The 22,402-nt window shown below is 59.4% G+C and carries 21 protein-coding genes and 1 pseudogene; 11 read left to right on the top strand and 11 right to left on the bottom strand.

Translation table 11 applies throughout. The features are described from left to right. Positions 1-132 precede the first annotated feature (132 nt). The 5 genes from CO676_RS25420 to CO676_RS25400 form a co-directional block, all read right to left on the bottom strand. Positions 133-5,235 (bottom strand): helicase-related protein, encoded by a 5,103-nt coding sequence (locus tag CO676_RS25420; protein ID WP_097523121.1) that lies wholly within the window; start codon positions 5,233-5,235, stop codon positions 133-135. A gap of 106 nt (positions 5,236-5,341) precedes the next feature. Continuing rightward, positions 5,342-5,740 carry a DUF3085 domain-containing protein gene (locus CO676_RS25415; RefSeq protein ID WP_097523120.1) on the bottom strand — a complete coding sequence of 133 codons (399 nt, stop codon included), beginning with the start codon at positions 5,738-5,740 and terminating at the stop codon, positions 5,342-5,344. A gap of 12 nt (positions 5,741-5,752) precedes the next feature. Next, positions 5,753-6,355 (bottom strand): DUF1419 domain-containing protein, encoded by a 603-nt coding sequence (locus CO676_RS25410; protein ID WP_097523119.1) that lies wholly within the window; start codon positions 6,353-6,355, stop codon positions 5,753-5,755. Positions 6,356-6,495: 140 nt separating this feature from the next. Next, positions 6,496-7,461, bottom strand: a complete 966-nt coding sequence (locus tag CO676_RS25405) for a DUF3991 and toprim domain-containing protein (protein ID WP_097523118.1) — start codon at positions 7,459-7,461, stop codon at positions 6,496-6,498. Positions 7,462-7,679: 218 nt separating this feature from the next. Further along, on the bottom strand, positions 7,680-7,865 hold the full coding sequence (locus CO676_RS25400) for a hypothetical protein (RefSeq protein ID WP_097523117.1): 186 nt from the start codon (positions 7,863-7,865) through the stop codon (positions 7,680-7,682). Positions 7,866-8,295: 430 nt separating this feature from the next. Here CO676_RS25400 and CO676_RS25390 point away from each other — a divergent pair, with 430 nt between their 5' ends. Further along, positions 8,296-8,499 carry a cold-shock protein gene (locus CO676_RS25390; RefSeq protein ID WP_097523116.1) on the top strand — a complete coding sequence of 68 codons (204 nt, stop codon included), beginning with the start codon at positions 8,296-8,298 and terminating at the stop codon, positions 8,497-8,499. 189 nt (positions 8,500-8,688) lie between these two features. Here CO676_RS25390 and panD read toward each other — a convergent pair whose 3' ends face one another. The 4 genes and pseudogenes from panD to CO676_RS25370 form a co-directional block, all read right to left on the bottom strand. After that, on the bottom strand, positions 8,689-9,162 hold the full coding sequence (gene panD, locus CO676_RS25385; RefSeq protein WP_097523115.1) for an aspartate 1-decarboxylase: 474 nt from the start codon (positions 9,160-9,162) through the stop codon (positions 8,689-8,691). A 59-nt stretch (positions 9,163-9,221) separates the two neighbouring features. Then, positions 9,222-9,813, bottom strand: a pseudogene (gene pmtA / locus CO676_RS25380) (phospholipid N-methyltransferase PmtA). 307 nt (positions 9,814-10,120) lie between these two features. After that, the gene (locus tag CO676_RS25375) at positions 10,121-11,002 is read right to left on the bottom strand and encodes an ImmA/IrrE family metallo-endopeptidase (RefSeq protein WP_097523114.1); all 882 of its coding nucleotides are present in this window, start codon (positions 11,000-11,002) and stop codon (positions 10,121-10,123) included. Beyond that, positions 10,999-11,358, bottom strand: coding sequence for a helix-turn-helix transcriptional regulator (locus tag CO676_RS25370; RefSeq protein ID WP_097523113.1), 360 nt, complete (start codon positions 11,356-11,358; stop codon positions 10,999-11,001). The genes CO676_RS25375 and CO676_RS25370 overlap by 4 nt, the downstream gene beginning before the upstream one ends. A gap of 99 nt (positions 11,359-11,457) precedes the next feature. On the opposite strand from CO676_RS25370, the gene CO676_RS25365 reads away from it, so the two are divergent. The 10 genes from CO676_RS25365 (at position 11,458) to CO676_RS25320 (ending at position 20,445) form a co-directional block, all read left to right on the top strand. Beyond that, entirely contained in the window at positions 11,458-12,423 is a 966-nt protein-coding gene (locus CO676_RS25365) for a CBASS oligonucleotide cyclase (protein ID WP_097523112.1), read from the top strand. Between the two features lie 7 nt (positions 12,424-12,430). Then, positions 12,431-12,943 carry a hypothetical protein gene (locus CO676_RS25360; RefSeq protein WP_097523145.1) on the top strand — a complete coding sequence of 171 codons (513 nt, stop codon included), beginning with the start codon at positions 12,431-12,433 and terminating at the stop codon, positions 12,941-12,943. Then, entirely contained in the window at positions 12,943-13,881 is a 939-nt protein-coding gene (locus CO676_RS25355; protein ID WP_097523111.1) for an AAA family ATPase, read from the top strand. Before CO676_RS25360 ends, CO676_RS25355 begins: the two co-directional genes overlap by 1 nt. Further along, entirely contained in the window at positions 13,878-14,600 is a 723-nt protein-coding gene (locus tag CO676_RS25350; RefSeq protein ID WP_097523110.1) for a DUF6602 domain-containing protein, read from the top strand. The genes CO676_RS25355 and CO676_RS25350 overlap by 4 nt, the downstream gene beginning before the upstream one ends. A 39-nt stretch (positions 14,601-14,639) precedes the next feature. After that, complete coding sequence (locus tag CO676_RS25345) at positions 14,640-15,110, top strand: hypothetical protein (RefSeq protein WP_097523109.1); 471 nt, start codon at positions 14,640-14,642, stop codon at positions 15,108-15,110. A 265-nt stretch (positions 15,111-15,375) separates the two neighbouring features. Then, positions 15,376-16,041, top strand: a complete 666-nt coding sequence (locus tag CO676_RS25340; RefSeq protein WP_097523108.1) for a DUF433 domain-containing protein — start codon at positions 15,376-15,378, stop codon at positions 16,039-16,041. After that, the gene (locus CO676_RS25335; protein WP_179875643.1) at positions 16,038-16,454 is read left to right on the top strand and encodes a DUF5615 family PIN-like protein; all 417 of its coding nucleotides are present in this window, start codon (positions 16,038-16,040) and stop codon (positions 16,452-16,454) included. Before CO676_RS25340 ends, CO676_RS25335 begins: the two co-directional genes overlap by 4 nt. A 9-nt stretch (positions 16,455-16,463) precedes the next feature. Beyond that, entirely contained in the window at positions 16,464-16,712 is a 249-nt protein-coding gene (locus CO676_RS25330; protein ID WP_179875642.1) for a hypothetical protein, read from the top strand. Positions 16,713-16,786: 74 nt separating this feature from the next. Beyond that, complete coding sequence (locus CO676_RS25325; protein ID WP_097523107.1) at positions 16,787-18,559, top strand: AAA family ATPase; 1,773 nt, start codon at positions 16,787-16,789, stop codon at positions 18,557-18,559. Next, entirely contained in the window at positions 18,547-20,445 is a 1,899-nt protein-coding gene (locus CO676_RS25320; RefSeq protein WP_097523106.1) for an ATP-dependent helicase, read from the top strand. The genes CO676_RS25325 and CO676_RS25320 overlap by 13 nt, the downstream gene beginning before the upstream one ends. A gap of 165 nt (positions 20,446-20,610) precedes the next feature. Here the strand turns inward: CO676_RS25320 and CO676_RS25315 are convergent, their stop codons facing one another. Continuing rightward, positions 20,611-21,192: an RES family NAD+ phosphorylase gene (locus tag CO676_RS25315; protein WP_097523105.1), complete on the bottom strand. Its 582-nt coding sequence runs from the start codon at positions 21,190-21,192 to the stop codon at positions 20,611-20,613. Positions 21,193-21,195: 3 nt separating this feature from the next. Then, complete coding sequence (locus CO676_RS25310) at positions 21,196-21,924, bottom strand: hypothetical protein (protein ID WP_245424448.1); 729 nt, start codon at positions 21,922-21,924, stop codon at positions 21,196-21,198. Between the last annotated feature and the right edge of the window lie 478 nt (positions 21,925-22,402).

The following is a 22,402-nucleotide window of genomic DNA, read 5'->3' as shown; positions in this document are numbered from 1 at the left end:
GCGGCGGAACTGGGAGGAGTGACCGCCATGTGCATCAGCTATGGGCACAATGCCTGTTTTATGACCAATCGCAAACCACTTTTTGTGCAACGCAGCTATGCAAATGCTGCGGCGCATTCAAACACGGGGCCTTCAGGCCGCTTTCAGTTCACCACGCGCGTCGCCTGCAAGCGCCTCCTCCACCTCCCGCAACGCCTTACGCTTCTCCGCCAGTTCGTCGGCGAAGGCGAAGGCGCCACCTTGCCGCGACTGGTAGGAGGAAAGCCGCCGCTGGTACTCCGCCAACCGCTGGCGATAACGTTCGCGCTCCTCCTCGAAGCCGTCAAGCGCGTGTTCCAGCCTGGAGATGGCGCCAAGCGGCGTGACGGTGACGGCGAGATCGATCTCTTGGGTCGCGCCGGTGCGCTTAAGCAGGGTCTGATAGTGGTAATTGTCACCCCGGCCAAAACGTTCGCCCTCATAGATGAGATCGAAGCCGCCGATCGAGGCGATGTGAATCTCACCTTGCCTCTGGAGCTGGACGAGGGTGAGGATTTCCTTCATCAGCGCGCGGCCGGCATCCTTGCGCTCCGAGAATGGCCTGCCTGTCACCATCATCGCGAAGGCGTCGCCTGACGTCGGAACCAGCCGTTCGATGTCCTGGCTGATTTCGCCAATCCGCCGGGTCGCCGTTTCGATCTCGCGCTCGGCGTCGCGGATCTGCCGGCGCACGGCGAAGAGGTCGTCATTATGGGCGGCCCGCAACCGTTCCAGACGCGCGATATCGGCCTCGAGGCCTGCCTTCTGCATCAGCCGCTCGTCGCCACTGGCAATCGCCTTGGCCATGGCGAACTGGTTGGCCTGGCCTTCGTTCAGGTCGTCCAGCCGGCGGATCGAGGTGTCGCCTGAAAGTGCCGCCGCGATGAACCGCGCCTTTCGTTCGTTGTTCTGCCACATCGTCGCATCGAGGCTGCCTTGCGTGGCGTAGGCGTAGATATCGACCTCGTCATGCTGGTTGCCCTGGCGGACGATCCGGCCCTCGCGCTGCTCGATCTGCGAGGGCAGCCATGGCACATCGAGATGATGCAGCGCCTTCAGCCTGAGTTGCGCATTGACGCCTGTGCCCATCGTGTCGGATGAGCCGATCAGGAAGCGGACCTTGCCAGCGCGAACGTCGCCGAACAGCCGCTGCTTGGCCTCGGTCTTCTTGAAGTCCTGCATGAACGCGATTTCGGATGCCGGCACGCCCATGCGGATGAGCTCATCGCGGATCCAGCGATAGGCTGAAAATCCCCTGGTCTTCTCGACATTGATCGTGCCGAGATCGGAGAAGATCATCTGCGCGGCGCCCGGCAGTTCGTAAGGCTTGCCGTCCGGGCGGACATAGCTGTTCTCCGAGGTCTCCTGCCAGATGCGATGCGCGTTGCGGATCAGGAGATTGAGCTTGTTTTCCGGCTCGTCATCCATGTCAGGCGTCACCAGGCGCAGGTCGATCGCTGCATGGCGTCCGTCGGTGATGACGGAAAGCAGAATGTCATCGCCGGGCTCGGGTGGACGGTCGCGCTCCTCGATCGCCTTGATGCGACCTTCGAGAATCTGCTGGTAGGCCTTGAAGGCGGGTGTCGGTGCGGCTGTGAGGATCTGCCGCTTGCCGGTGGCGATGTCAGGCACCTTCACATAGGCCTTCAGGTCCTCCGGCATTACCACGTCGGCGAAGGCGCGGAACATGGCAATCAGTTCCGGCACGTTGACGAAGGACGCGAAGCGGCTCACCGGCTTGTATTTGCCGGACGGTTGCAGTTCCAGCTCCGTCTTCTCGTCGCCGAAATTGCTCGCCCAGGCGTCGAACTCGTGCAGCCCGCGTTCGTGCAAAGCCTCGTAGCCGAGCAGCCGCTGGATCGAGAACATCTCGCCGAGCGTGTTGGTGATCGGCGTGCCCGACGCCAGCACCAGCGCCCGGCCCGGGTTCTTCGTCTCGATGAAGCGCGACTTCACATAGAGGTCCCAGGCCTTTTGCGAGCCGTTCGGGTCGATCCCTTTCAACGTCGACATATTGGTCGCGAAGGAGAGTTTCCTGAACTCCTGCGCCTCGTCGACAACGATCTGGTCGACGCCGATCTCGGAAATGGTCAGCAGGTCCTCCTTGCGGGTGGAAAGCGCTTCCAACCGTTCCTGCAAACCCTCCTTCAGACGTTCGAGCCGCTTGCGCGACACGCGGTCCTCAGCATCGACTTTTGTCAGCAAATCCTCGTAGAGCTGCAGCTCGTCGTGGATCATCTGCTGCTCAAAGGCCGAGGGCACGCCGATGAACCTGAACGCAGAGTGGGTGATGATGATCGCATCCCAGACGGCGGTGGCCGCACGGCTCAGGAACCGCTGACGCTTCTCCTTGGTGAAGTTGGTTTCGTCGGCGACGAGGATGTTCGCAGAGGGATAGAGCGCCAGGAACTCTCTCGCCGCCTGCGCCAGGCAATGGCCGGGCACGACGAGCATCGCCTTGGCGATCAGGCCGAGACGCTTCTGTTCCATGATGCTCGCTGCCATCGTCATGGTCTTGCCGGCGCCGACGGCATGCGCAAGATAAGTCGAACCGGAAGAGATGATCCGCCAGATGCCGCGTTTCTGGTGGCCATAAAGAGTATAGGCGCCAGAGGCGCCCGGTAGCTGGAGATGGCTGCCGTCGAATTTCCTCGGCGCGATATCGTTGAAGCGGTCGTTATAGACCCGCGCCAGCCGGTCGGTGCGATCCGGATCGGTCCAGACCCAGGTCTGGAAGCTTTCCTTGATTTTCTGGAGCTTGTCGCGCGCCGCTTCCGTGTCGACGACGTTCAGCACACGGCGCTCGCCTCCGGCATCCTTGACCACATCGAAGATCTGCGGCACCCGGGAATTCAGCGCATCGGCGAGCAACTCGCCCGCATCGCGACGGCTGGTGCCCCATTCGGAGGTGCCGGCGGCCGTATAACCAAGCTGCCTTGCCTCGACCGTCCATGACCCCAGTTCCGGCAGATGGTGGATGCGGATTTCCGCGCCCATCATCTCACGCACGAAGGCAACGACGTCGGACGCCGGGATCCACGGCGCACCCAGACGCGCGGTGATGTCGGATGGACCGAGATCGGCCGGCTGCACCGCCTCAAGCGCCACCACATTGCGCCGAAACGCCGGGTCGAGATCGGCTGCGGCTTGCGCAACGCCAAGCTTCGTGCGGACCGGGCCGGAGAGATAGGCGTCGGAGGTCTGCCAAGAGCCATCGGCGGGATCGCGGAAGATGGCGTCGCCCAGCTCCGCAATCACTGCCTCTCTATCCCGATGCAGCAGTTCCGCGATATGGTCGACATCGACGCGGCCGCGTTCATTCAGAACCACGGCCAGCGCATCGGCCGCACTCGTGATCACCGGTGGCGCCGGCGGCGAAATCACCCGCTCGGAAAAGATCGGACCGGGCCGCGCCGTGTCGGTCTCGAGGTCATAATCCTCGATCGAGGCGACCAGCCAGCAATCTGGATCGTCGCGGAACGGTTGAAGGTTCGGCTGGCGGTGGACTTCGCGCACCTCTCCGGTTTGCTCGTCCTCCGAGATCGAAACCGTCGTGTGGTTGATCGGACCGAAGTCGCGGACGAATGAGGACCAGGCAATGCGCAGGCGAACCTGGACATCCCGCCATGGGCGATCCAGCTCCTGCGCCTTCAAGACCTCCCGCACCGCGTCGCGGACCGGGATCAGCTTTTGGATGATGCGGATGTGCTTCTCGGACAAGCCATCGCCGCTCCGGCCCTTGCGGGCCTTGATCTGGACCGGCGACCCGTCGACCATCTGCATCAGACCCTGACGGTTATCGATGAAGAAGCTGCCTTCACGAACCTTCTCGTTTCCAGGGCGAAGGTCGACGATGTCGCCGAGTTCGTCTTGCAGGTCGATGTCGATCTCGGTCGGCTCGCCGTCATAGAGGTCTTCCGGAAGAAGAGAGATGGCGGCCTTCAATGCCGTTTCGAGATCGACGCCGGCGCGGGGACGGCAGGTGTAGGTCTCGCCGAACGGTCCGGAGGTCAAAGCGTGCTCACCCAGCACGAAATCCGGATGGCGCGCAAACCAGCGATTAACGCGGATAGCGCCTTCGTCCTCCGTTGCAGAACGGACTTCATCGACGTCGAGCCAGGAAAGGTCCGCCTCGGGCTCACCGGCCTTGCGTTTGCGCAAGAACAGGATGTCGGTCACGACATCCGTCCCGGCGTCGCGGCGGAAGCTGCCCTCGGGCAGGCGGATCGCCGCGATCAGGTCGGCGGATCTGGCGATATGCTCACGGGCGGCCGTATCCGCCTTATCCATCGTGCCGGCACTGGTGACGAAGGACGCAAAGGCGCCGGGTTTCAGCAGGTCGATCGACCGGGCGATGAAGTAGTCATGCAGGCGCAGACCAAGCGACCGGTATTGCCGGTCCGAACGCACGCTGCGATCGGAAAAGGGTGGATTGCCGATGGCAAGATCGTAAATCGGTGAGAAGTCCGTGCGCGCGAAATCCCCCTCGATGATCCGCGCCTGCGGCTGCAGGAGCTTGACGATGCGTGCGGTGACGGGATCGAGTTCGACGCCGGTGACATGCGCCTTGTCACGATAGTTTTCCGGCATCAGCGCCGGAAACAGCCCCGTGCCGACACCCGGCTCCAGAATGCGGCCGCCGCGCCAGCCTAGGCGCTGCAATCCGGACCAGATCGCCCGGATGATGAATGCCGGCGTGAAGTGGGCATATTGCGTGCAGCGGGCAAGGCTCGCATAGTCGCGATCCGTGACGGCCGCCTCCAATGACGAGCCGAGATCGTCCCAGTCCTCGCGGAAATCAACCTCGCCCGGCCGGCGGAACATGGTGTTGGCGAGTTCCGAGGCGCCGAAGCCGGTGAAGCGGAGGAGCTTCGCCTGCTCCTCTCGCGTTGCGGGGCGCTCCTGCTTGCCGATCTCATTGGCCAGCTGAATCGCAGCGACATTCGCTCTGGCCCGTTCCTTCCAGGATGCGGCGAGACCGCGATCCTCATCGTCGTCGAGGTAGAAGTTGTTTCGATCACCCTGTTTGCGTGCGGCAGGCCTTCGAGGGGCGGCGTGCGGCATCGCCGGTGCGGGCGCCGGCGGCGTCGGATCGGGATCGTCGTCATTCGCCGGCTCCGGTGCGAAACCACCGAAGCCGGTGGCACCGAGGCCGAGACCCGCGGTGAGCGCGCTCGAGCCGAACATGTCGAGGGTGAAGGGATCGTCATGCGCCATTTGCAAGGTTCTCCTGTGTGAAGGCGCGCCGGCTTGCCCGCCGGCAATGATCTGCAGGCGGTTCGGTCGCGCGTGGTGCTGGTTGGGTGAAGTCAAGACGCCGCTGTCAGCGGCGCATCAGGCGGAGAGACAGGGACGTATCGTCCACGGTGATCTGAAGATGCGCCGCGTCGGGCGCGGCGGCGGTCAGCCGTTCGAGTTCGACGGCGTCGATGAATTCGACCCCGTCATCGCCTCCAAAATATCGGCGCTTGTAGTGCCAATAGTCGGGATTGGTTTTCGGATCGCATTCCTCGGCGTAGACGACGAGCGGACGTTGTCCCTCGGCGAGTTTGCCGGAGGACATCACATAGACGCCTTCGTCGCCGACCAGCCACAGGCCGGCTCTTGCGTCCGTTTCCGAAGATATCCCCCGGTACGGAAGGCGATATCCGCCATTGGTCATGGCGTCGGCGCGGCCGCGGTCGAGCACGGCGCGAATGTCGGTGACGGAGAAGGTGAACATGGTCAGCCTCCCTCACGCTGCGATGGCGTCGGGCAGGTAACGCAGATGCACCGGCAGCTTTGCCGCGATCTCAGCGTCGGTAAGGGTATCCAGCAGCTTCAGCGTCTTGCCGCCTGGCTTGGCGAAGAACATGACCGTGCGCTTGCCGCGATCGGCCTCCGGCCAACGCTCGCCAGCATAGCCGCGATAATCGTCAGCCGTGCTCGACCAGATATGCTCAAGACGCTCCTCCCGCGTCATCGCGCGGACGGGACGGGATTCGCGCTCGACGATTGCGGCGCGCATGCGCTCGCACGACCCCTTGTCGGAAAGGTCGCAATACCCATGGAAGTGCCGGATCCGCCCGTCGATCGACAGTGTGAAAAAGATGCTGGTGATCGAGCCGGTGAGGAATTCGCGCATGGCGAACATCTCGCCGCGCATGAAGAGCGGCGGCAGGATCTCGAACATATAGTCATGTTCGCGCTCGCCGAGCTCGAACCACTCGCCGCGATAGAGCGCGCCGTCGTCGCCCTCCCACCGGTTCGGGCGCCCGGCATGACGGTCGAACATGCGGAACATCTGATGCCGGTCGGCGATGCCCTGGAAGACTTTGCGGATGGGAGAGAGGGTCATGAGCGGGCTCCTTCAGCCTCGTCCGGGCCGAGGCGCGGCGGATCCTCATGGTCGCCATTCATCTTCAGCCCTTCCTGACCCCTCCCCCAGGCCGCCTCTCCGTCCGGACGGGTCAAGGGCCGGCAAGGCCGGGCGAAGCTTCACCCTTGACGCGGTCGGCGGGCATGCGGCAGGCCTCTTCCGCTTCTCTCCCTGCTCCGGGTCTTCTTTTCCTTCTCCCGCGCCCTGAGCGCGTCGTTCCAGTCCTCGACCGGCGGCATCAGACGCAGCCAGTCGCAACCGGCCGCATCGGCGATGTCGCGCAGCCGGCCAGCAAAGGTCTCGCCCTGGTCGTTGGCGTCCGTCGCGGCGACGAGCTGGGCGCCGGGACGTGCGGCGAGCAGGCGAACTGCGATTTCTGTCGTCGGCGACCATCCCCCGCCCGTGCTGAGATAGAGACTGCCCTCCCGCAACCCTTCGAACGCAGCCAAGCTCATGGCGTCAATCGCCGCCTCCGTCACGCACAGTCGCAAGGCGTCTCGCTGTCCGAACCGGAAGAGGACCTTCGAGCCGCCGGTTGCAAAACCACGCCAGTCGGGGCCACGTTCCTCCCAGCCGGTGACGACGCCGTCATCATCGACATGGGCCGCCCACATGCTGCCATGCGGGCCTTCCCGCAGCACGTTGAGCCGGATGGCCTCGCGGATGATCGCCTCAGGCAGGCATCGCTCGTCCCGCAGATAGCGCCAGGTCATGGAGCCTCGCCATGGTTGGCGGCGTTGCTCCCAGCGGTCCTCGATGGCTCTGAGCGGCATGGGCGGGTCCGCGGATCGGATCCAGACCGGCTCCCTGGACACGAAGCCGACCAGTGAGGCGACGCGGTCCAGTGCATCGACGAAAGCGACGCCGTCGAGATGCCCGGCAAGGCTGAAGACGTCGCCTTTCGCGTCGGAGAGGGGATCGAACCATCCCCGCCCCTCATGGATGACGATGACGATTTCCGCACCGCGCCGGAATTTGATGGCCCTGCGTGTGCTTTCCTGTCTGTCCACCGCAAAGCCCGCCTGCTCCAGCACGGCGGCGCACGGAACCCGGTTCCTGAGGTCTTCCAGCTCTTCTTTTCTCATCTGTTTGCCGCGCTTTCGCGTCCGCCTTTCTTGTCCGATTTCTCTTCCCACAGTTTGCGGGACCGCCTGCCCCGGGCCGCGAAGAGCAAAGGGGGCAAGGGCGCGCCTTAGCAATCTGCAGATCTGCACCTTCGCGCCGACGGTCCGTGCCGGCCGCGGCGAAGCCTCCCTTGCCGCCTGCCGCTCGCAAGCGGCACCCAAAAAGGGGAAATGCCGGCTCAATGAGCCGGCCGGCGATCGTACGGGTCGAATTCGTGAATGATGTCCAGATCGTCGTCGGCTTCGATTTCGTCGCTCGGTACGACGCCGTACTCGCCGGCTGCCCTGAACAGTGTGACCGGAACCATGAGTGTGCGGGAAAGTGCGAAAGCGTGAGACTGAGCGAGTGCAAGATCCTGTGCCATGTGAGAAACCTCCGTCCGGAGCAGGCCATTCCCGCTCGATGGCTCCTCGAAGGACCGGGAACGGTCGCGATCACCGCGAAGGCGAAGCCGAGTGGCCGCACGCTTGGCGTAGCGGACCCCGCAGCGGGTTGATCGTGGAAGATCCGGGGCTGGTCCAGGACGCCATCCATCAAGAGCGGGAATGAGTTGCCTTCGCTGGAGCCCCTCTATGCCAGGCCGATCTTTCCGGAAGAGACGCGCTGCCACCGCATCCGCCTTATGGCGCAGATCACGCGATGGGGAGATGCACGCAGTTCTGAACCGGATCGTGCGTTCGAAGCTCTGGCCGCGGCTTCGAGGAATGCCGGTCGGACTGCCCGGTTGCGGGAAGACGCCGCGGTGAATAAGCTCTGCCTGCGGCATCCACGCCGCTCAGCTCACGAGGATGTTCATGGCAACCGGTACCGTCAAGTTTTTCAACCAGGACAAAGGTTTTGGTTTCATCACGCCTGACAACGGCGGGGCAGATGTGTTCGTCCATGTATCGGCGGTCGAAGGCTCTGCACCGCTTCGCGACGGCCAAAAAATCAGCTACGAGCTTGGCCAGGACCGCAAAACCGGAAAGTCGAAGGCGGAAAGCGTCAGATCAATTTGATCTGTTACACGCCAAAGGTTAGCCATTTGCGTCGCTCGCTTCCGGCGCCTCGGAGCTCATCGCCAGACGCATCGGAAAGTGGCTAGCGCAAAGCGCCGCCGATGATCTTGAACACGACTGCTCATGAGAACGCCACCAAGCACAAGGTCGAAACAAACCTGCGGCGGCATGAGCGACCGCAGGTCTGCCTTATTTTGCCGCCGCACACCGGTCCGCGGTCAACGATCCGGGAAATCCGTAGTCGTTGTCGGCAGTTTCGGTGTTCACCGCCATGTCGAGTGAGCCGTCCGGACGGCGGAACACCTCATAGGAGATTCTGTCGATGATCTCGTTCTGCGGACCGAAAACGAGAACGCGGGGTTTGAGCCGGATGATGTCGTCGACCTCGCCGAAAATGCTGGATGCGATGATGATCTCATCGCCTTGCTGGCACGTGCGCGCGGCGGCCCCGTTGAGAATGCAACATCTGGAGCCCGCGTCTCCATAGAGCACGTAGGTGCTGATTCTCGCGCCCGACATCTTGTTCCAGATGTCGACATATTCGAGCGGTTTCAGCCCGACGGCCCTGCAGAAGTCCGCATCGATCGTGATCGATCCGTGATAGTTGAGCTTCGCATCCGTCACCCTGATGCCGTGAAGTTTGGCGCTCACATATTGTTCCAAAGTGTGTTTCCTTTTCCGGGAAGTTTGCGCACCGACGCCATTTCGCCTGGTGGATGGGGTCAAACCGCGCGCCGGTAAGTCCAAAGCTGCGCCGGCGGGATGTTGCGGACCACAAAATCATAGTGTGAAACCACATAGCGGTCGGGCATCTTGATCACCGGCGACAGCGGACCATAGGTGATCTGGATGACCGGTCGGCCGATCGGCATGCGGGCAAGCAGATCCTCGAGCAAGCCAACCCGCCGGTCCATCGGAAAACTTAACATCGGCACGGCACTGACGACGCAGTCGAATTGCTGACCTGCGCGATCGCCAAGAACTTCGTCCAAATGCATCGCCCAACCGGACGTCCACCTGCGGGAAACGGCGCGTCAGGCCATCGTAGAAATGCCGGGAATATTCGACGGACACCAATTGGCGAGGCTTGATACCCCTCTCCAGGATTGCCTTGGTGATGACGCCGGTTCCGGCGCCGAGCTCCAGGACAGGTAGCCCGGACTGCGGATTGACCACGCTTGCCATCCGGCGCGCCGTGTGGATGGAGGTTGGGATGACGGCGCCAACGCCCTTCTTGTCCTTCTGCCAGCCCTTGAAGAATTGCACCTCTTCCTCAAACCTCTTGCCGAGGCGCTCCTTCAGTCGGAATACCATACTCACTCCCTATGTTATGGCTGCGTATCAGCGGACATTCGCGAGCGCGTTGTGTCGAATGGCTGCGACATTTACAAGCCCATTTACGACCCTGTTTCTGCTCCAAACGACGCTTTGTCGCGCAATTGTTTGCGTGGTGAATGACAAGCGGTCTGAAGAGATGGAGATTTTCGGGTTTTTGGCTGCCAAAGACTCGAGCATGGCCGAACTCACTGCCACACGGAACGATCGCTATTCCGATTTCGAAATATCGGTGCCGCCGTCACCCGGCCGCTCGGCATCGTTTCCTCGCGAAAGGCCACGTTGACTATTTATTGAAGCGAGGGGTCCAGCTCTCAATCAATTCCTGTTCTTCATCATCGTCATCAGGCTCCAGGTCCTGGCCGATCTTCGACGACGTCAAAACCGTGAGTACTTTCCCATAGGAACCGAGACCGACAGCCTCTTCGACAACTGTCGCCTTGGTCTCGCCTCCAAACCAGTCTCGAACGTCGACATCGTCGCGAAATCGCTGGCCTGCGGCGACAAGTGTTGGGTCAGCCGCCAGGGCCGATGATACCGAACCAATGGGTAGGCGAGATCCCTTTCGAAGATACTGCAGTCTCGGAAGAGATTTCATCATATCGGAGACAAAGCAATAATCGACGATTCCGCCAGTGCTCATGACTATTGCCGAAGCCATTCTGCCAACTTCCGCGTATCGAATCGCGGCCGCTGTTAGCGAGGTCACGCAATGGCTGGCAATGGCTTCGATTGCGATGAGGCCAGGTTCGTACCGATCAACCTCTTTCCGGAATGGTTGCTCAGGCATCAACAGGCCGGCAGCAAAGTGGTCAGCCTCGAGCTCGAAAGGATCATTGGTCACAAAGCCAGCGCGGGAAACGTGGATACCGCCCTTGATCACCTGGTCTACGTGACCCGGCAAAAAATAATGTCCGAGCTCGTGTGCCACGCTGAACCTCTGAAATCCTTTGCTTTTGATATGGGTCGCATAGACGATGCCGAAGTCATTACCGTGACGCAGAAGCATGCCTGACACTCCGTCGACGGCCTCGGGCTTTCCCTCGACTACGATTTCCCGGCTTGCGGCGATCGCAAACGGATCTACGGGAAGTGCCAAGAGCCCGTCCTCCTTCAGAAGTGCCTCAGCCGACTGTTTCGCCAGCTTTAGGCTGAAGACTTTGCTCACTTGTCAGACTCCTTTTTGGCGGCAGCGCGACGCGCGAGCATTTCCAGAAAATCATTGGCGATTTCCCTGTCGTTTCCCGAGAGATTGCCTATATGCCGGAACAACGGATCCCCCTCCCTTGCGAGCTCGGGGTTGTCGACGCGACCAAGCAGATAGTCGGTGGTGATCTCCAGAGCGTTGGCAAGTCTGCGCAGTGAGTCGAATGACGGCTTGCGCGTTCCTGTCTCAAAATGCGCTATCGAACTCGCGGGCATCCCAGCTTTCTTCGCAAGCTCTTCTTGGTTATAACCCCTTAAATTCCTTGCACTTTTCAGGCGCTCTTGAAATACCTCAGAGGGGTTTCGATCTTCTGCCATGTCTACTCCGTCATGTAAAACTTGACGAGTTGTAAACCACATCTTATATGGTTAGACAATTATCTCATGTCTAACCCGACAAGCGCAAGGACGTAGTTGATGAGCCGGTTGCACGTGGATCACGCGGATATTGTCCGCTTCGCGGAAGATCGGGTTAATCTTCCCGCCGATAAAGCACTGGAATACCGCGCGCAGGCTCGACGTCTTCGCGAGCGACTCGAAAGCTATCTTTCGGAGCACCCCGATTTCTCGCTTCGCAAAATGCTGCTCTCCGGGAGCCTGGCTAAAGGGACGGCGCTTCGCTCGCTGAACGACATCGATGTCGCATGCTATGTCAGCGGGGCAAATGCACCTCACCAGGTTAGCGAACTTCTCGAATATCTGGCCGAGCGCCTCCGGCGCGCGTTCCCAAATTTTTCTCCCGATCAGGTTAAGCCGCAGACGTATAGCGTGACTGTGTCATTCAAGGGGACCGGGCTCGATGTCGACGTCGTTCCGATCCTCTACGACGGCGACCCGAACTGGTACGGCAATCTGGTCAGCCAGGACGATGGCTCTTTTCTGAGAACGAGCATTCCGCGCCACCTCGAATTCGCCGCCAAGCGCAAAGCCGCGCAGAAAGTTCACTTTGCGCAGGTTGTGCGGCTTGCAAAATTTTGGACGCGCATCATGAAGCGAGAGCGAGATGGGTTCCGCTTCAAGTCCTTCATGGTCGAGATGGTCCTTGCGCATCTGCAGGATAAGGGCGCCGACTTCTCCGACTATCCCAACGCCTTGCAGGAGTTCTTCACCTACATAGCGACCAGCAATTTCCGCGAGCGCATCGCTTTCGGCGATTACTATTCCCTGAGCTCAATCGGAAAACTGTCCGATCCAGTGCAAATCATCGACCCGGTCAACGCGGAAAACAACGTTAGCCGGCTCTATACCAGCCAGCAGGCAGACATGATCGTCGAGGCCGCGCTGGACGCAGGTGACGCGATCGACGCGGCCCTGGCCGCGCCGACAAAGCAGCTCACGATCTATTATTGGCAGAAGGTCTTCGGTTCCACGTTTCAGGTCTAAGGTGACAATGAGCCAGAGCTATACAGTTTCAATTTCGACGAGTTTCACGCTCACCCATGCCAAGCATATGGCAGCCAAGGTGGCGACCGACCTCAAGCGGCTGCAGCGTCTGTACGGAGCCCCCTCCGACGACAAAATCTCCACCTATGAGGAGGAAGTCGTTCAGTTGCTCAAGGCAGGGTATCTCGGCACGGTCACCTACGGCTTCAAGAGGCAGGGAGAATGGATCGAACCGACGGTTCGATATACCGCACACGAGCTGGCGCTCGGGATGGGAGACGACGACCCCGGACGTATCCGGCCCGGAGCCAATGTCAACGGCGCTACCTTCTATTCGTATCTGACCTATAACCCGGCCTGGGACAAGCTTTCGCCGAGCGAACGCGATCAGTTCAAGAAGGGCCTTCCGCTCAACCGTGGCGATGCTGACGAGCCCAGCGTCGCCGGATATTTTTCGGACGACCGTACCTATTCGGCCGGCGGCCGTTCTCTCAATCGCGCAAGCGTCAGGAGCTTCTGATGAACACACGCACTGGATCGGACGAATTTTTCGAGCGCCGGATTACCTATCCTGATTTTGCGGCCCAAGACCGGCTCGCCCGGCTCGTCGGCCTGGATGATCAGAAATCCCGCCTTGTGAAGATCCTGTCACTGCTTGTGAACCCGGCGGGGCTCGAAAGCTGGGCGCGCAAGCATCACCCTAACCTTAACGGTCTGCTTAAGACCGTGCTGCGCCGCCCACCGCTCGTCGTATTGGCAGGCGATGTCGGATCTGGAAAGACTGAGCTCGCGGAAACGATCGGGGACGCCGTTGCCCGCCAGGAGGACATAGACCTGACGCTGCTGCCTCTCAGCCTTTCCGCCCGAGGACAGGGGCGTGTCGGGGAAATGACGCAATTGATCACGTCGGCTTTCGATTTTGCGATCTCGGAGGCCGCGAAGCTCAAGGGAGCGGGACGGGCGCGGGGCGGCATCATTTTGCTGGTCGACGAGGCCGATGCGCTTGCTCAATCCCGAGAGAATGCACAGATGCATCACGAGGATCGCGCGGGCGTGAACGCCTTTATTCGCGGGATCGACCGTGTCGCCAATGGTGCGCTGCCGATGGCCGTGGTGATGTGCACCAACAGGCTCGGCGCGCTCGACCCCGCGGTAAAGCGCCGGGCAGCCGACATCCTTGCATTTGGTCGGCCTGACGATGACCAACGGCGTGCGCTGCTGTCCGGCCCGCTGGCTGAACTGGGCTTCAACAAAGCCGACCTTGATAGGCTCGTCGCTATCACGGGGCCTCGGGGCAAGATCGATTACGGCTTCACCTTCTCTGATCTGACGCAGCGCCTGCTCCCCTCGATCATTCTTGACGCCTATCCATCCGGAGCCGTTCGGCCCGACCGCATGCTTGAACTGGCATACGCGATGTCGCCAACCCCTCCGTTCCAGGAAGGAAAACAGGGATGAAATGGTCTCTCGCTACACTTCTCGATGGCCTGCACCGAGATGTGCAGCAAAGGTTGGAGATTTCTCGACAGGCTTTCGGCCATCCCGTCGCAAAGGGGGATGCAAGCGAAGAGGCATGGCTGAAGATGCTGCAAGAGTATCTTCCAAAGCGATATCAGGCTGAAACCGCACACGTCGTCGATAGTAACGGCGAGTTCAGCGATCAGATCGACATCGTTGTCTTCGACCGACAGTATTCGCCGTTCATTTTCAACTACCAGAAACAGCTGATCGTACCTGCAGAGAGCGTCTACGCCGTTTTCGAGGCCAAACAGTCGATCAATGCGGAGCAGATCGAGTACGCTCAGAAAAAGATCGCCAGTGTTCGGCGCCTGCACCGTACAAGCCTACCGATCCCCCATGCAGGTGGCGTCTATCCCGCCAAGCCGCTCATTCCCATCCTTGGAGGCTTGCTTACATTCGAAAGCGACTGGAATCCGCCTCTGGGCCAATCGTTGATCTCCGCCTTGGAGAAGTCACCTGCCGAAGAGGCTCTGAACCTCGGCTGCGTGGCCGCCCATGGCCATTTCCAACTCGTAGGCGAGACGAGTACGCATATCGTGACCGCGGGAGAACGCCCGGCAACCGCATTTCTTTTCAACCTCATATCCATGTTGCAATTCAGCGGCACGGTTCCAATGATCGACATCAAGGCTTACGCCAAATGGCTGGCGCACTAACCGGCAGAAGTTGCGTTCGCTGAGAGACTGGGGCAAGGGATGGAAGGGCACAGTTCCGAAAAGCTGAAGGCGCATATCCTTCCTTTGTCGGTTTCGCAGAATTTTGATGTCGCGCGAACCGAGTGGTCGCTTGTCGCTGTCGAGATCAGCGAGGAGTTCGACAATTGCCCCTGTGGTCAAGAAATCAAGGAGCACTGCTACATCCGAAACCGGCTAAACGGGAGCGAAACCTACGTTGGAAACGTCTGCATAAACCGGTTCATCAAAATCGACACAGGCAATCTTTTCGAAGGCCTGAAACGCATCGCAAAAGATCCAACGGCCAACGCAAACAACGACCTGATCGAACACGCATACCGCATGGGCTACCTTTACGGAGAGCGGGAATACACGTTTTTGAAGCAGACGGCGAGATCGAGAAGGCTCTCAGCCGCTCAAATCGCGTGGAAGGTGAAAATTAATCGACGCATCGTGATGCAGACGGTCGTTCAGCGGCGAACCGCGCGATGAGATCTTCGGCGCTCCCTTGGAATGGCCGCCCATTGGCGCTGCCTTGCTTCAGCTTTTGAATGTAACGCACTCGGCGTGAAAGACGCGCGCAGAACCGACGCTGTCGACGTCTGTGTCGTTCGATAGGGACGTTAAAGCTGCAAGAACCCTTCGCACGTTCAGGTGTCGCTGGCGTCGCGCCATCAGGTGTTGTCTCGCCGTTCCCGCCAGGGCCTTGATATCTCCATCTACAAATTATATATTCCGACTCATCGGAAGAATTAATATGGAGGCCCACATGCCCGCAGTTGCGGAAATGCTGAAGGCGAGCGAGGCCGCCGTTGTCTCACGGGTGAGCCTGCGCGATGTCAATCGCGTCATCGACGAGCACATTCTGCCAGAAGCCTTCGTCTCGCTTGACAACGGTCGTTATGTCCTGGCCGGGGCCTGCTCGCTCATCGCTTTCTATTTCGAGAGCGCGCGCCGCCTTACCTCGGAAGAACGGCTATTTGCCATCCGTACGGCAGAAGCCCGATTGGCAAGAGCGCGCGCACTCCCATGGTCGGCCCTATTGCGCGAGGACTGGACCGTGCACCACGAGTTTCTGACGATCGACCTTATGCCTTTCATGAGAGGTGCGAGTGAGCGGTTGGACGACCTTGCCGCAGCCCGAGCGGCCGTCACATCGTCGCCTGACATCCTTGGTGGCACGCCTGTTGTCCGGGGCACACGCGTTCCGGTCTATGATGTTGCCGCATCCGTAGCCGCCGGCCATTCGATCGAGCGTGTCCTGGAAACCTGGCCTAGCCTGGACGCAGAAAAAATTAGACTCGCCTCGATCTATGCGGAAGCCAACCCCTTGCGAGGCCGGCCGCGCGTTTCCGGTGACCTTCCCGAAGGCTCGGTCATTATCGCAGATCGTCGTGTCCCCCGTCGCAGGAAGACGGGATGAAGTTTCTGATCGATGAATGCCTGAGCCCTGAACTGGCAAAGATGGCAATGGAAAAAGGTTACGGCGAAACCAGTCATGTCGTCTGGATGAAGCTGGGCGGCCTCAAGGACTGGGAGCTCAAGCCGATCATTCTTGACGGCGACTGGACGTTTGTCACCAAGAACTCGGTCGACTTCCGGGGACCAAAAGACAAACCAGGCACGAAAGGACAATATGCTGACGTCGCGATTCATGCCGGGCTGATTTGCCTCAACGGCCCACCCGGCATGGACCTCGACATGCAGATCGAGTTGTTCGAGCAGGCATTGATCGAACTCGACGATGACGAAGATCTCGTCAATCGGGTGTTGGAAGTTTCCCTCGAAGACGAGGAAGAGCTACGCGTGCTCCGGTACGCCCTGCCGAAAGAGTAGTGGGGAAATATGGGCGAGGCAGCGAAACCACCAAAACTGCTATTCAAGTATCGCGCGTTCAGCCCTCGCCTTCTCGACATGCTGGTCGCAGATGAACTCTATTATTCAGATCCAGGCGATTTCAATGATCCCCTCGATTGTCGCCCAAGCCTCGACGCCAACCTACCCAACGATCAGTTGGAACTGGCTCTCAACCGTCTGCGCGAGCAGCGTGTCCTCGCTGAAATGCAAGCAGCCGCAAGGCTCTTTACTACGTGATCTGGCGGCAGCTAAGGGTCGCTTTCTTGCGGGCTGGCGCTTAAGCTGTCAAGTTGCCAACAAAGGGAGGGAATGTGCCGATACGTGTTGACACTCTGCGCATCGCGGGATTGAGGGGACTGCAGAACATTGAGGTCGAGCTTCCGCCGATTACGGTTTTGATCGGTACGAACAATTCGGGAAAGACCTCGGTCATCAAGGCACTTCACCTCGCATTGGGCGATTACGGCCGCTACCTCACCACTGAGGATTTCCACATTGACGCGTCTGACACACGGGCGCTCCGGATTGTTGTTGACGTCCGCATCGTGGCCGTGGACGCGGCCGGAAATAGATTAAGAACGTTTGAACCTGAGTGGATTCAGGAGTTCGAGGACACGATCCGTGCAGATGCGGACGGCAATCAGTTTCAGGCCACCCGAACGGTAGTCCGACCCGATCCTATCAAAGGCGGCTTTGTCGTAGACAGGTACCTCCATGACCTCTGGCCCACCTTCGGCAACTGGATGTCCGAAGGAGCCGCCCCGCGAACAAGGCACAACAGGCGGTATGATATCATTCCCTTTATTTCGATTGATGCGCAGCGCGACATCCACCAGGAGCTAAATGAGAAGGCTTCGTTCGTGGGACGGATACTGTCGAGCATCCAGTATGGCGCAGAAGATGTCTCGCGGCTGGAATCAATGATAGCCGAGTTGAACAGGGAGGCCGTCGAAAAGAGTGCGCCGCTCACCCTGCTTAAATCGCACCTCGATTCGCTGAAGGACTCATTTGGCGGGACCGGCAGCGCTGAAGTCACGCCGTTTCCGAAAAAAATTCGTGATCTTTCCCGACGCTTCTCCGTCAATTTCGGAAGTTCGGCCACAACTTCGTTCTCGATGGAATATCACGGCATGGGTACCCGCAGTTGGGCGTCAATGCTGGCAGTAAAGGCTTTCTCCGATATGCAGGCTCAAAGGTATCGGGATGAAGCCAGTCCGTTCCATCCTGTAATTGCCGCTGAGGAACCCGAGGCTCACCTGCATCCCAACGCGCAACGCGCACTTTATGCTCAGCTATCCGATTCCGTCGGCCAAGTTGTCATCAGTACTCATTCGCCATACCTCGCGGCGATGTGTGGCCTGGAGTCGCTAAAGTGCATCACCAGCCCAAATGGTCGCAAGGAATGTCGTCAGCTCGTTCGTGGGTTAGACCCGGAGGAGCTGAGTGTATTGCAGCGCGAAGTGATGCGAAACAGGGGGGAGATCCTCTTTGCGCGAGCAGCCGTGGTGTTCGAAGGTCTGACTGAGGAGCAGATATTTCCTGCTATGTTTGAGAAATATTTCAGCGAACCTTCCTTCGTAAAAGGCGTCACTTTGATCGGCGTCGGGGGTCGACACTACGCGCCATTCGTAAAGATGGCCGCCAGCTTCGGTATTCCGATCTATATTGTCAGTGATAACGACGAAAACACCCGAGCGTCCGTAAATGCCCAGCTTGCAAAGATTGGGCCCGAGACAGGACTTGTCCTTAATGACACCAACTATGGTATCTCCTACCTTGGAGAAGGAAATGACATCGAAGCGGAACTTATCTCGGTGCTCGGCCTGCGCGACGAGGCAATAGCTGCGCTCACCGAAACTGAAACGCGGGGAACGGAAAACGAGCGCTGGCGAGACGCAAAAATAAAGGAACTCCGAGAGCTGTCCGACGACGGTCTAGTGGAAAGAATGCGTGGAGCGAAAACCTCATATTCCGCAAACCTGGCGACAATGATCAAGAAGAATTCTCGAAATCTTTCCAACGAACAGATCATTCCACCTGCCCTTCGACAGGCATTTGAAAAGATCGCCCAATGGCTGAACTGACGCTCTCACCAACCCAGCAGGCGATCGTGTCGGCCCCGATTGGCGGTGCGTTGCTGGTTCTGGCGTCCGCCGGCTCAGGAAAGACTCGGGTTCTCACCGAAAGGGTACGTCATATCCTTGCTTCAACGAAGAAGGACGGCGTGGTGGCATTCACGTTCACGAACGCGGCAGCAGCCGAGATCAAGCAGCGCCTCAAAGGCGCTGGAGATGACTTCGAGGAGCGGCTCTGGGTTGGAACTCTTCACTCGGTCGCACAGCGTATATTGGAGCAATACGGGCATACGATCGCACTTCCTGCAAACTTTCAGATTATCGAACGCGACGTCGACCGGATGGAACTGTTCATGCAGTCTCTGCGCGACGCCGGTGTCGATATCGACGACTATCTCGCTGTATCGGACGAGCGCGAGCACCGAAACCGCGAGCGCATCTTGCAAAACTATTTAAGTACCTTCTCTGTCATCAAGCGCGAAATGCTCACAGAAGAAGAGGCCAGCGCCCGTTTTCCCGAGCAGGCTAACATTTGGCAAATTTTTCAGGACTATCAGAGGGCGCTTCTGGCCAGCGACGGGATTGACTTTGACGACGTCTTGGTTTTGGCGCACCGACTCCTGCTGATGCAGGATTGGGTGGCCAACATTTATAGGACCAAGTTCAGGCACCTCTGTGTCGATGAGGCGCAGGATTTGAATCGGCTGCAGTTTGAGTTCATCAAGGCGTTCTGCGGCAACTCGGTGAGGAGCGTGCTATTCGTCGGCGATCCTAATCAGATGATTTATGGGTTCAATGGGTCGAGCGCCGAGTACATGATGTCCCGGTTCCCTGCGGAATTCGGCGCCAGCATCGTCAAGCTCAACGAAAACTACCGCAGCACAAGAGCAGTGATTGCAGTCGCGAATAAGCTCAAACCAAATACCCAAGAAGTCACGCAATTCGCCCTGCAGGGAGGGATGTCGATCACACCCTACGACGACGAGGTCGCGGAGGCGACCGGCGTCGTTCATACGATCGAGCATTTGCTTTCGCTTGGTGTTCACCCCGAGATCGAAGGACAGATAGGCCTCGATAAGATAGTCGTAATTGGACGAAACCGCTTTGTCTTCTCCGCCTTGGAGGAAGAGCTCAGCAAACGAAATATTCCGTTCTACTTCCGAAAGGGCGAACGGTTGAGCGACGCCAACAGCCTCTTTGGGAGGGTTCTGGACAATGCGATCCGTCTGAAGGTCAATCCAAAGGACTGGGTCAACGCGAACCGACTTGCGGCTCTTCTGGGGCGCAAACCGCCTTCAGACCAAGCGGTAACCCTGGAATGGCTTGCCTCCGAGGCGTCCCCTTCGGCGGCGTTTCCTGCCATACAAACGTCGCTTCTGAAGCGAATTGGGCACTTGGACGCGGAACAACCAAACATTCGAAAATTCGTCGCCGACTGCGAAACTGAGCTCAATCAAGCCGCTTCTGACAACCTAAGCGACTTCGACAGATCAGAATTGGAGCGCAGCCTGGTGGAGTTGCACGAATTCCATGAGCGATGGACGCTGTTCAAGTCCAAGGGCATGGGAACGTCTTTGGTTGCATTTCGAAATGCCATGGCGCTCGGACAGCTTGCTGGGGACCAGCAGACCGCTGGGTTGGCCCTTAGCACGGTGCACACCATGAAAGGCCTCGAGAAAGACATCGTCTTTCTGATCCAGATGTGTGAAGGGGTGTTTCCTGATTACCGGGCGCAGTCTGCTGCCCAGATCCACGAAGAACGAAATGCCATGTTCGTCGCGGTGACACGGGCGCGCCGGTGGCTTTATATATCTTATCCACACAGTCGAAGAATGCCTTGGGGAGACGTCAGATCTCAGACACGGTCACGCTTTCTCGACGAAATCGAGCACTGATCCAAGTGTCGGTGCCTTTGCTTGCGATTAGACTGGCGTAGCCAGGTCATGTGTGGCAGCCGAAATAACCCTCGGTCAGTTCAACAAACTTTGGTTGCAGGGCGCGAGGAAACTGTAACCAGCTTGGAAGATAGCCTTCTTATCGAAAGCACCGCGCGCGCATCGTCACGCTTGCCGGATAGTGACACCTATGGATTTCAGCGCTGGAATGAGGTCGGGATGGCGGATGAGGTTTACCGCGGGCGTTGCCTCCAGCTTGGTGCCGACGGCGCGGTCGTAAACCGCCAAGCATTCAGCCGATGTCAGCCGCGACGAGTAGAGCAGACCATCGACGGCAAAAGAGCTGTAGAGAATTTCGCTGAGCTTCCGGCCCTCCCGGTGTTCCTTGGCACGTGCCGCATCCGTGCTGACGCCGAGCCTCAGCAGCCCGGTGGCGCGTAAGTCGATCACCACCAGCGGCGTCGGAGCGTTCACCTCGGCAATCGCCCATTGCTCGATCTCCGTCTGGTCAAGAACCCGTTCGGTCGCGCCCTCGAAGCGGTCCCTGACGATCGTTTCGGCTATCGCCGTCGCCACATCGCGTGCTACATAAACCAGCTGGAACGCCCTGCTCGGGCTGGAAAACCGCGTCTGCCCGAAACCCATGCCGAGAGGAGTCGCCATGTAGGCTACGGGCATTATGCGGAGATAGGACTGCGGCTGGAACTCAAGCGCCAGTTCTAGAACTGTTTGTGGATCGAGCTTCACGATTCAGCCGAAGTCCTGCTCGGCCGCTGCGATTACCTCATCGATCTTCCCGGCCTTTAGCCGGTCAATTGGCGTGCCGCTGATGCTGGGCTTTGGCTGAACTAGCCATTGCCAAGCCGCGCGCGCATTGCCAATAATTCGGGTCACATCCGATATGCCCTTAACTGGGCGACCGTCCACGAACTGCGCCAACGGGAAGACGTGCTTGCGCTCCCCCTTCAGCAGACCGATAACCGCCCCGCGCTTCTGCCAGTCGTGCAGCGTCGACCGTTTCGTGCCGAACATCTTCTCGATCTCGGCGGGACCAGCAACGGGTCCCGCCCAATCCTCGATCCGGACCGGCGTCGCATAGGCCGCCAGTCGTCGTCGTCCTTTGTCCATGTCCAACAGGTTACCCAGCCCGGCTCCCTTACTGACTTCCACCGGCCGCTCGACTTTCAGTACGGTCAAGGGGCGGCCATCTCCGGCCGCGATGTCCGCGACCACGGCCCCGAGCGCTTCTGCCAGCTTCGCCTCATGGGATACGATCTTCCGTTGCTGCTCGGCCGTGAGCTGCGCCGTCGCCGCCGAAATGGCGGCCACAACCTTTCCCGTCGCCTTGAGCGCCGTCTTGGATAATCCGGGATTGTGGCGGGCGAGGACCTCTAGAATATCGTGCATCGCAGCTGGCTTTACCGCAAATCCGCTTTCACTACTCGATTTTGGAGCAGTCAATGCCATAAGCGCCTCCAATGCTCTTTACAACGAAGATAGTGCGGATTGTCCGAAATGTCCAGATTGCTTGTCAAAATCCGGCAAGGTAGCGTTCTATCGAGCCACTCCAAGGCGTCTCACGCCAGCATGCGTCAACGCCACTTAGCAAACGAACGATGTGCGGAAGCTATAATTCAAGCCAACCAGCCACCATCGTCTTCAGCAGCACTCCGAGCGGTATTCCGCATTAATTCCATCTCGGCGCCATCTGTGCGATGGGTGAGCGCCGATATCATCGAAGCCGAACGCCATCGATGCAAATGTTGCCTGATTTCTTCACCCGACCGATTCACATCGCGCCGCACTGATTTCTTTCGCAATCTGAAGGAGTTCGGGTGTCATAGTCACCCGCGCCAGGCTCTCTCATCTGCTGCGCGGGTCACCCTGCAGACAGCAGACTGACGCGCCCCCACGGCCGCAGCGAAAATCTCGTGACGGTGGCTCGATGCCGACACCG

The sequence above is a fragment of the Sinorhizobium sp. BJ1 genome (assembly GCF_002531555.1).
Lineage (GTDB): Bacteria > Pseudomonadota > Alphaproteobacteria > Rhizobiales > Rhizobiaceae > Sinorhizobium > Sinorhizobium fredii_B.
This window is presented reverse-complemented; position numbering and strand designations above follow the sequence as displayed.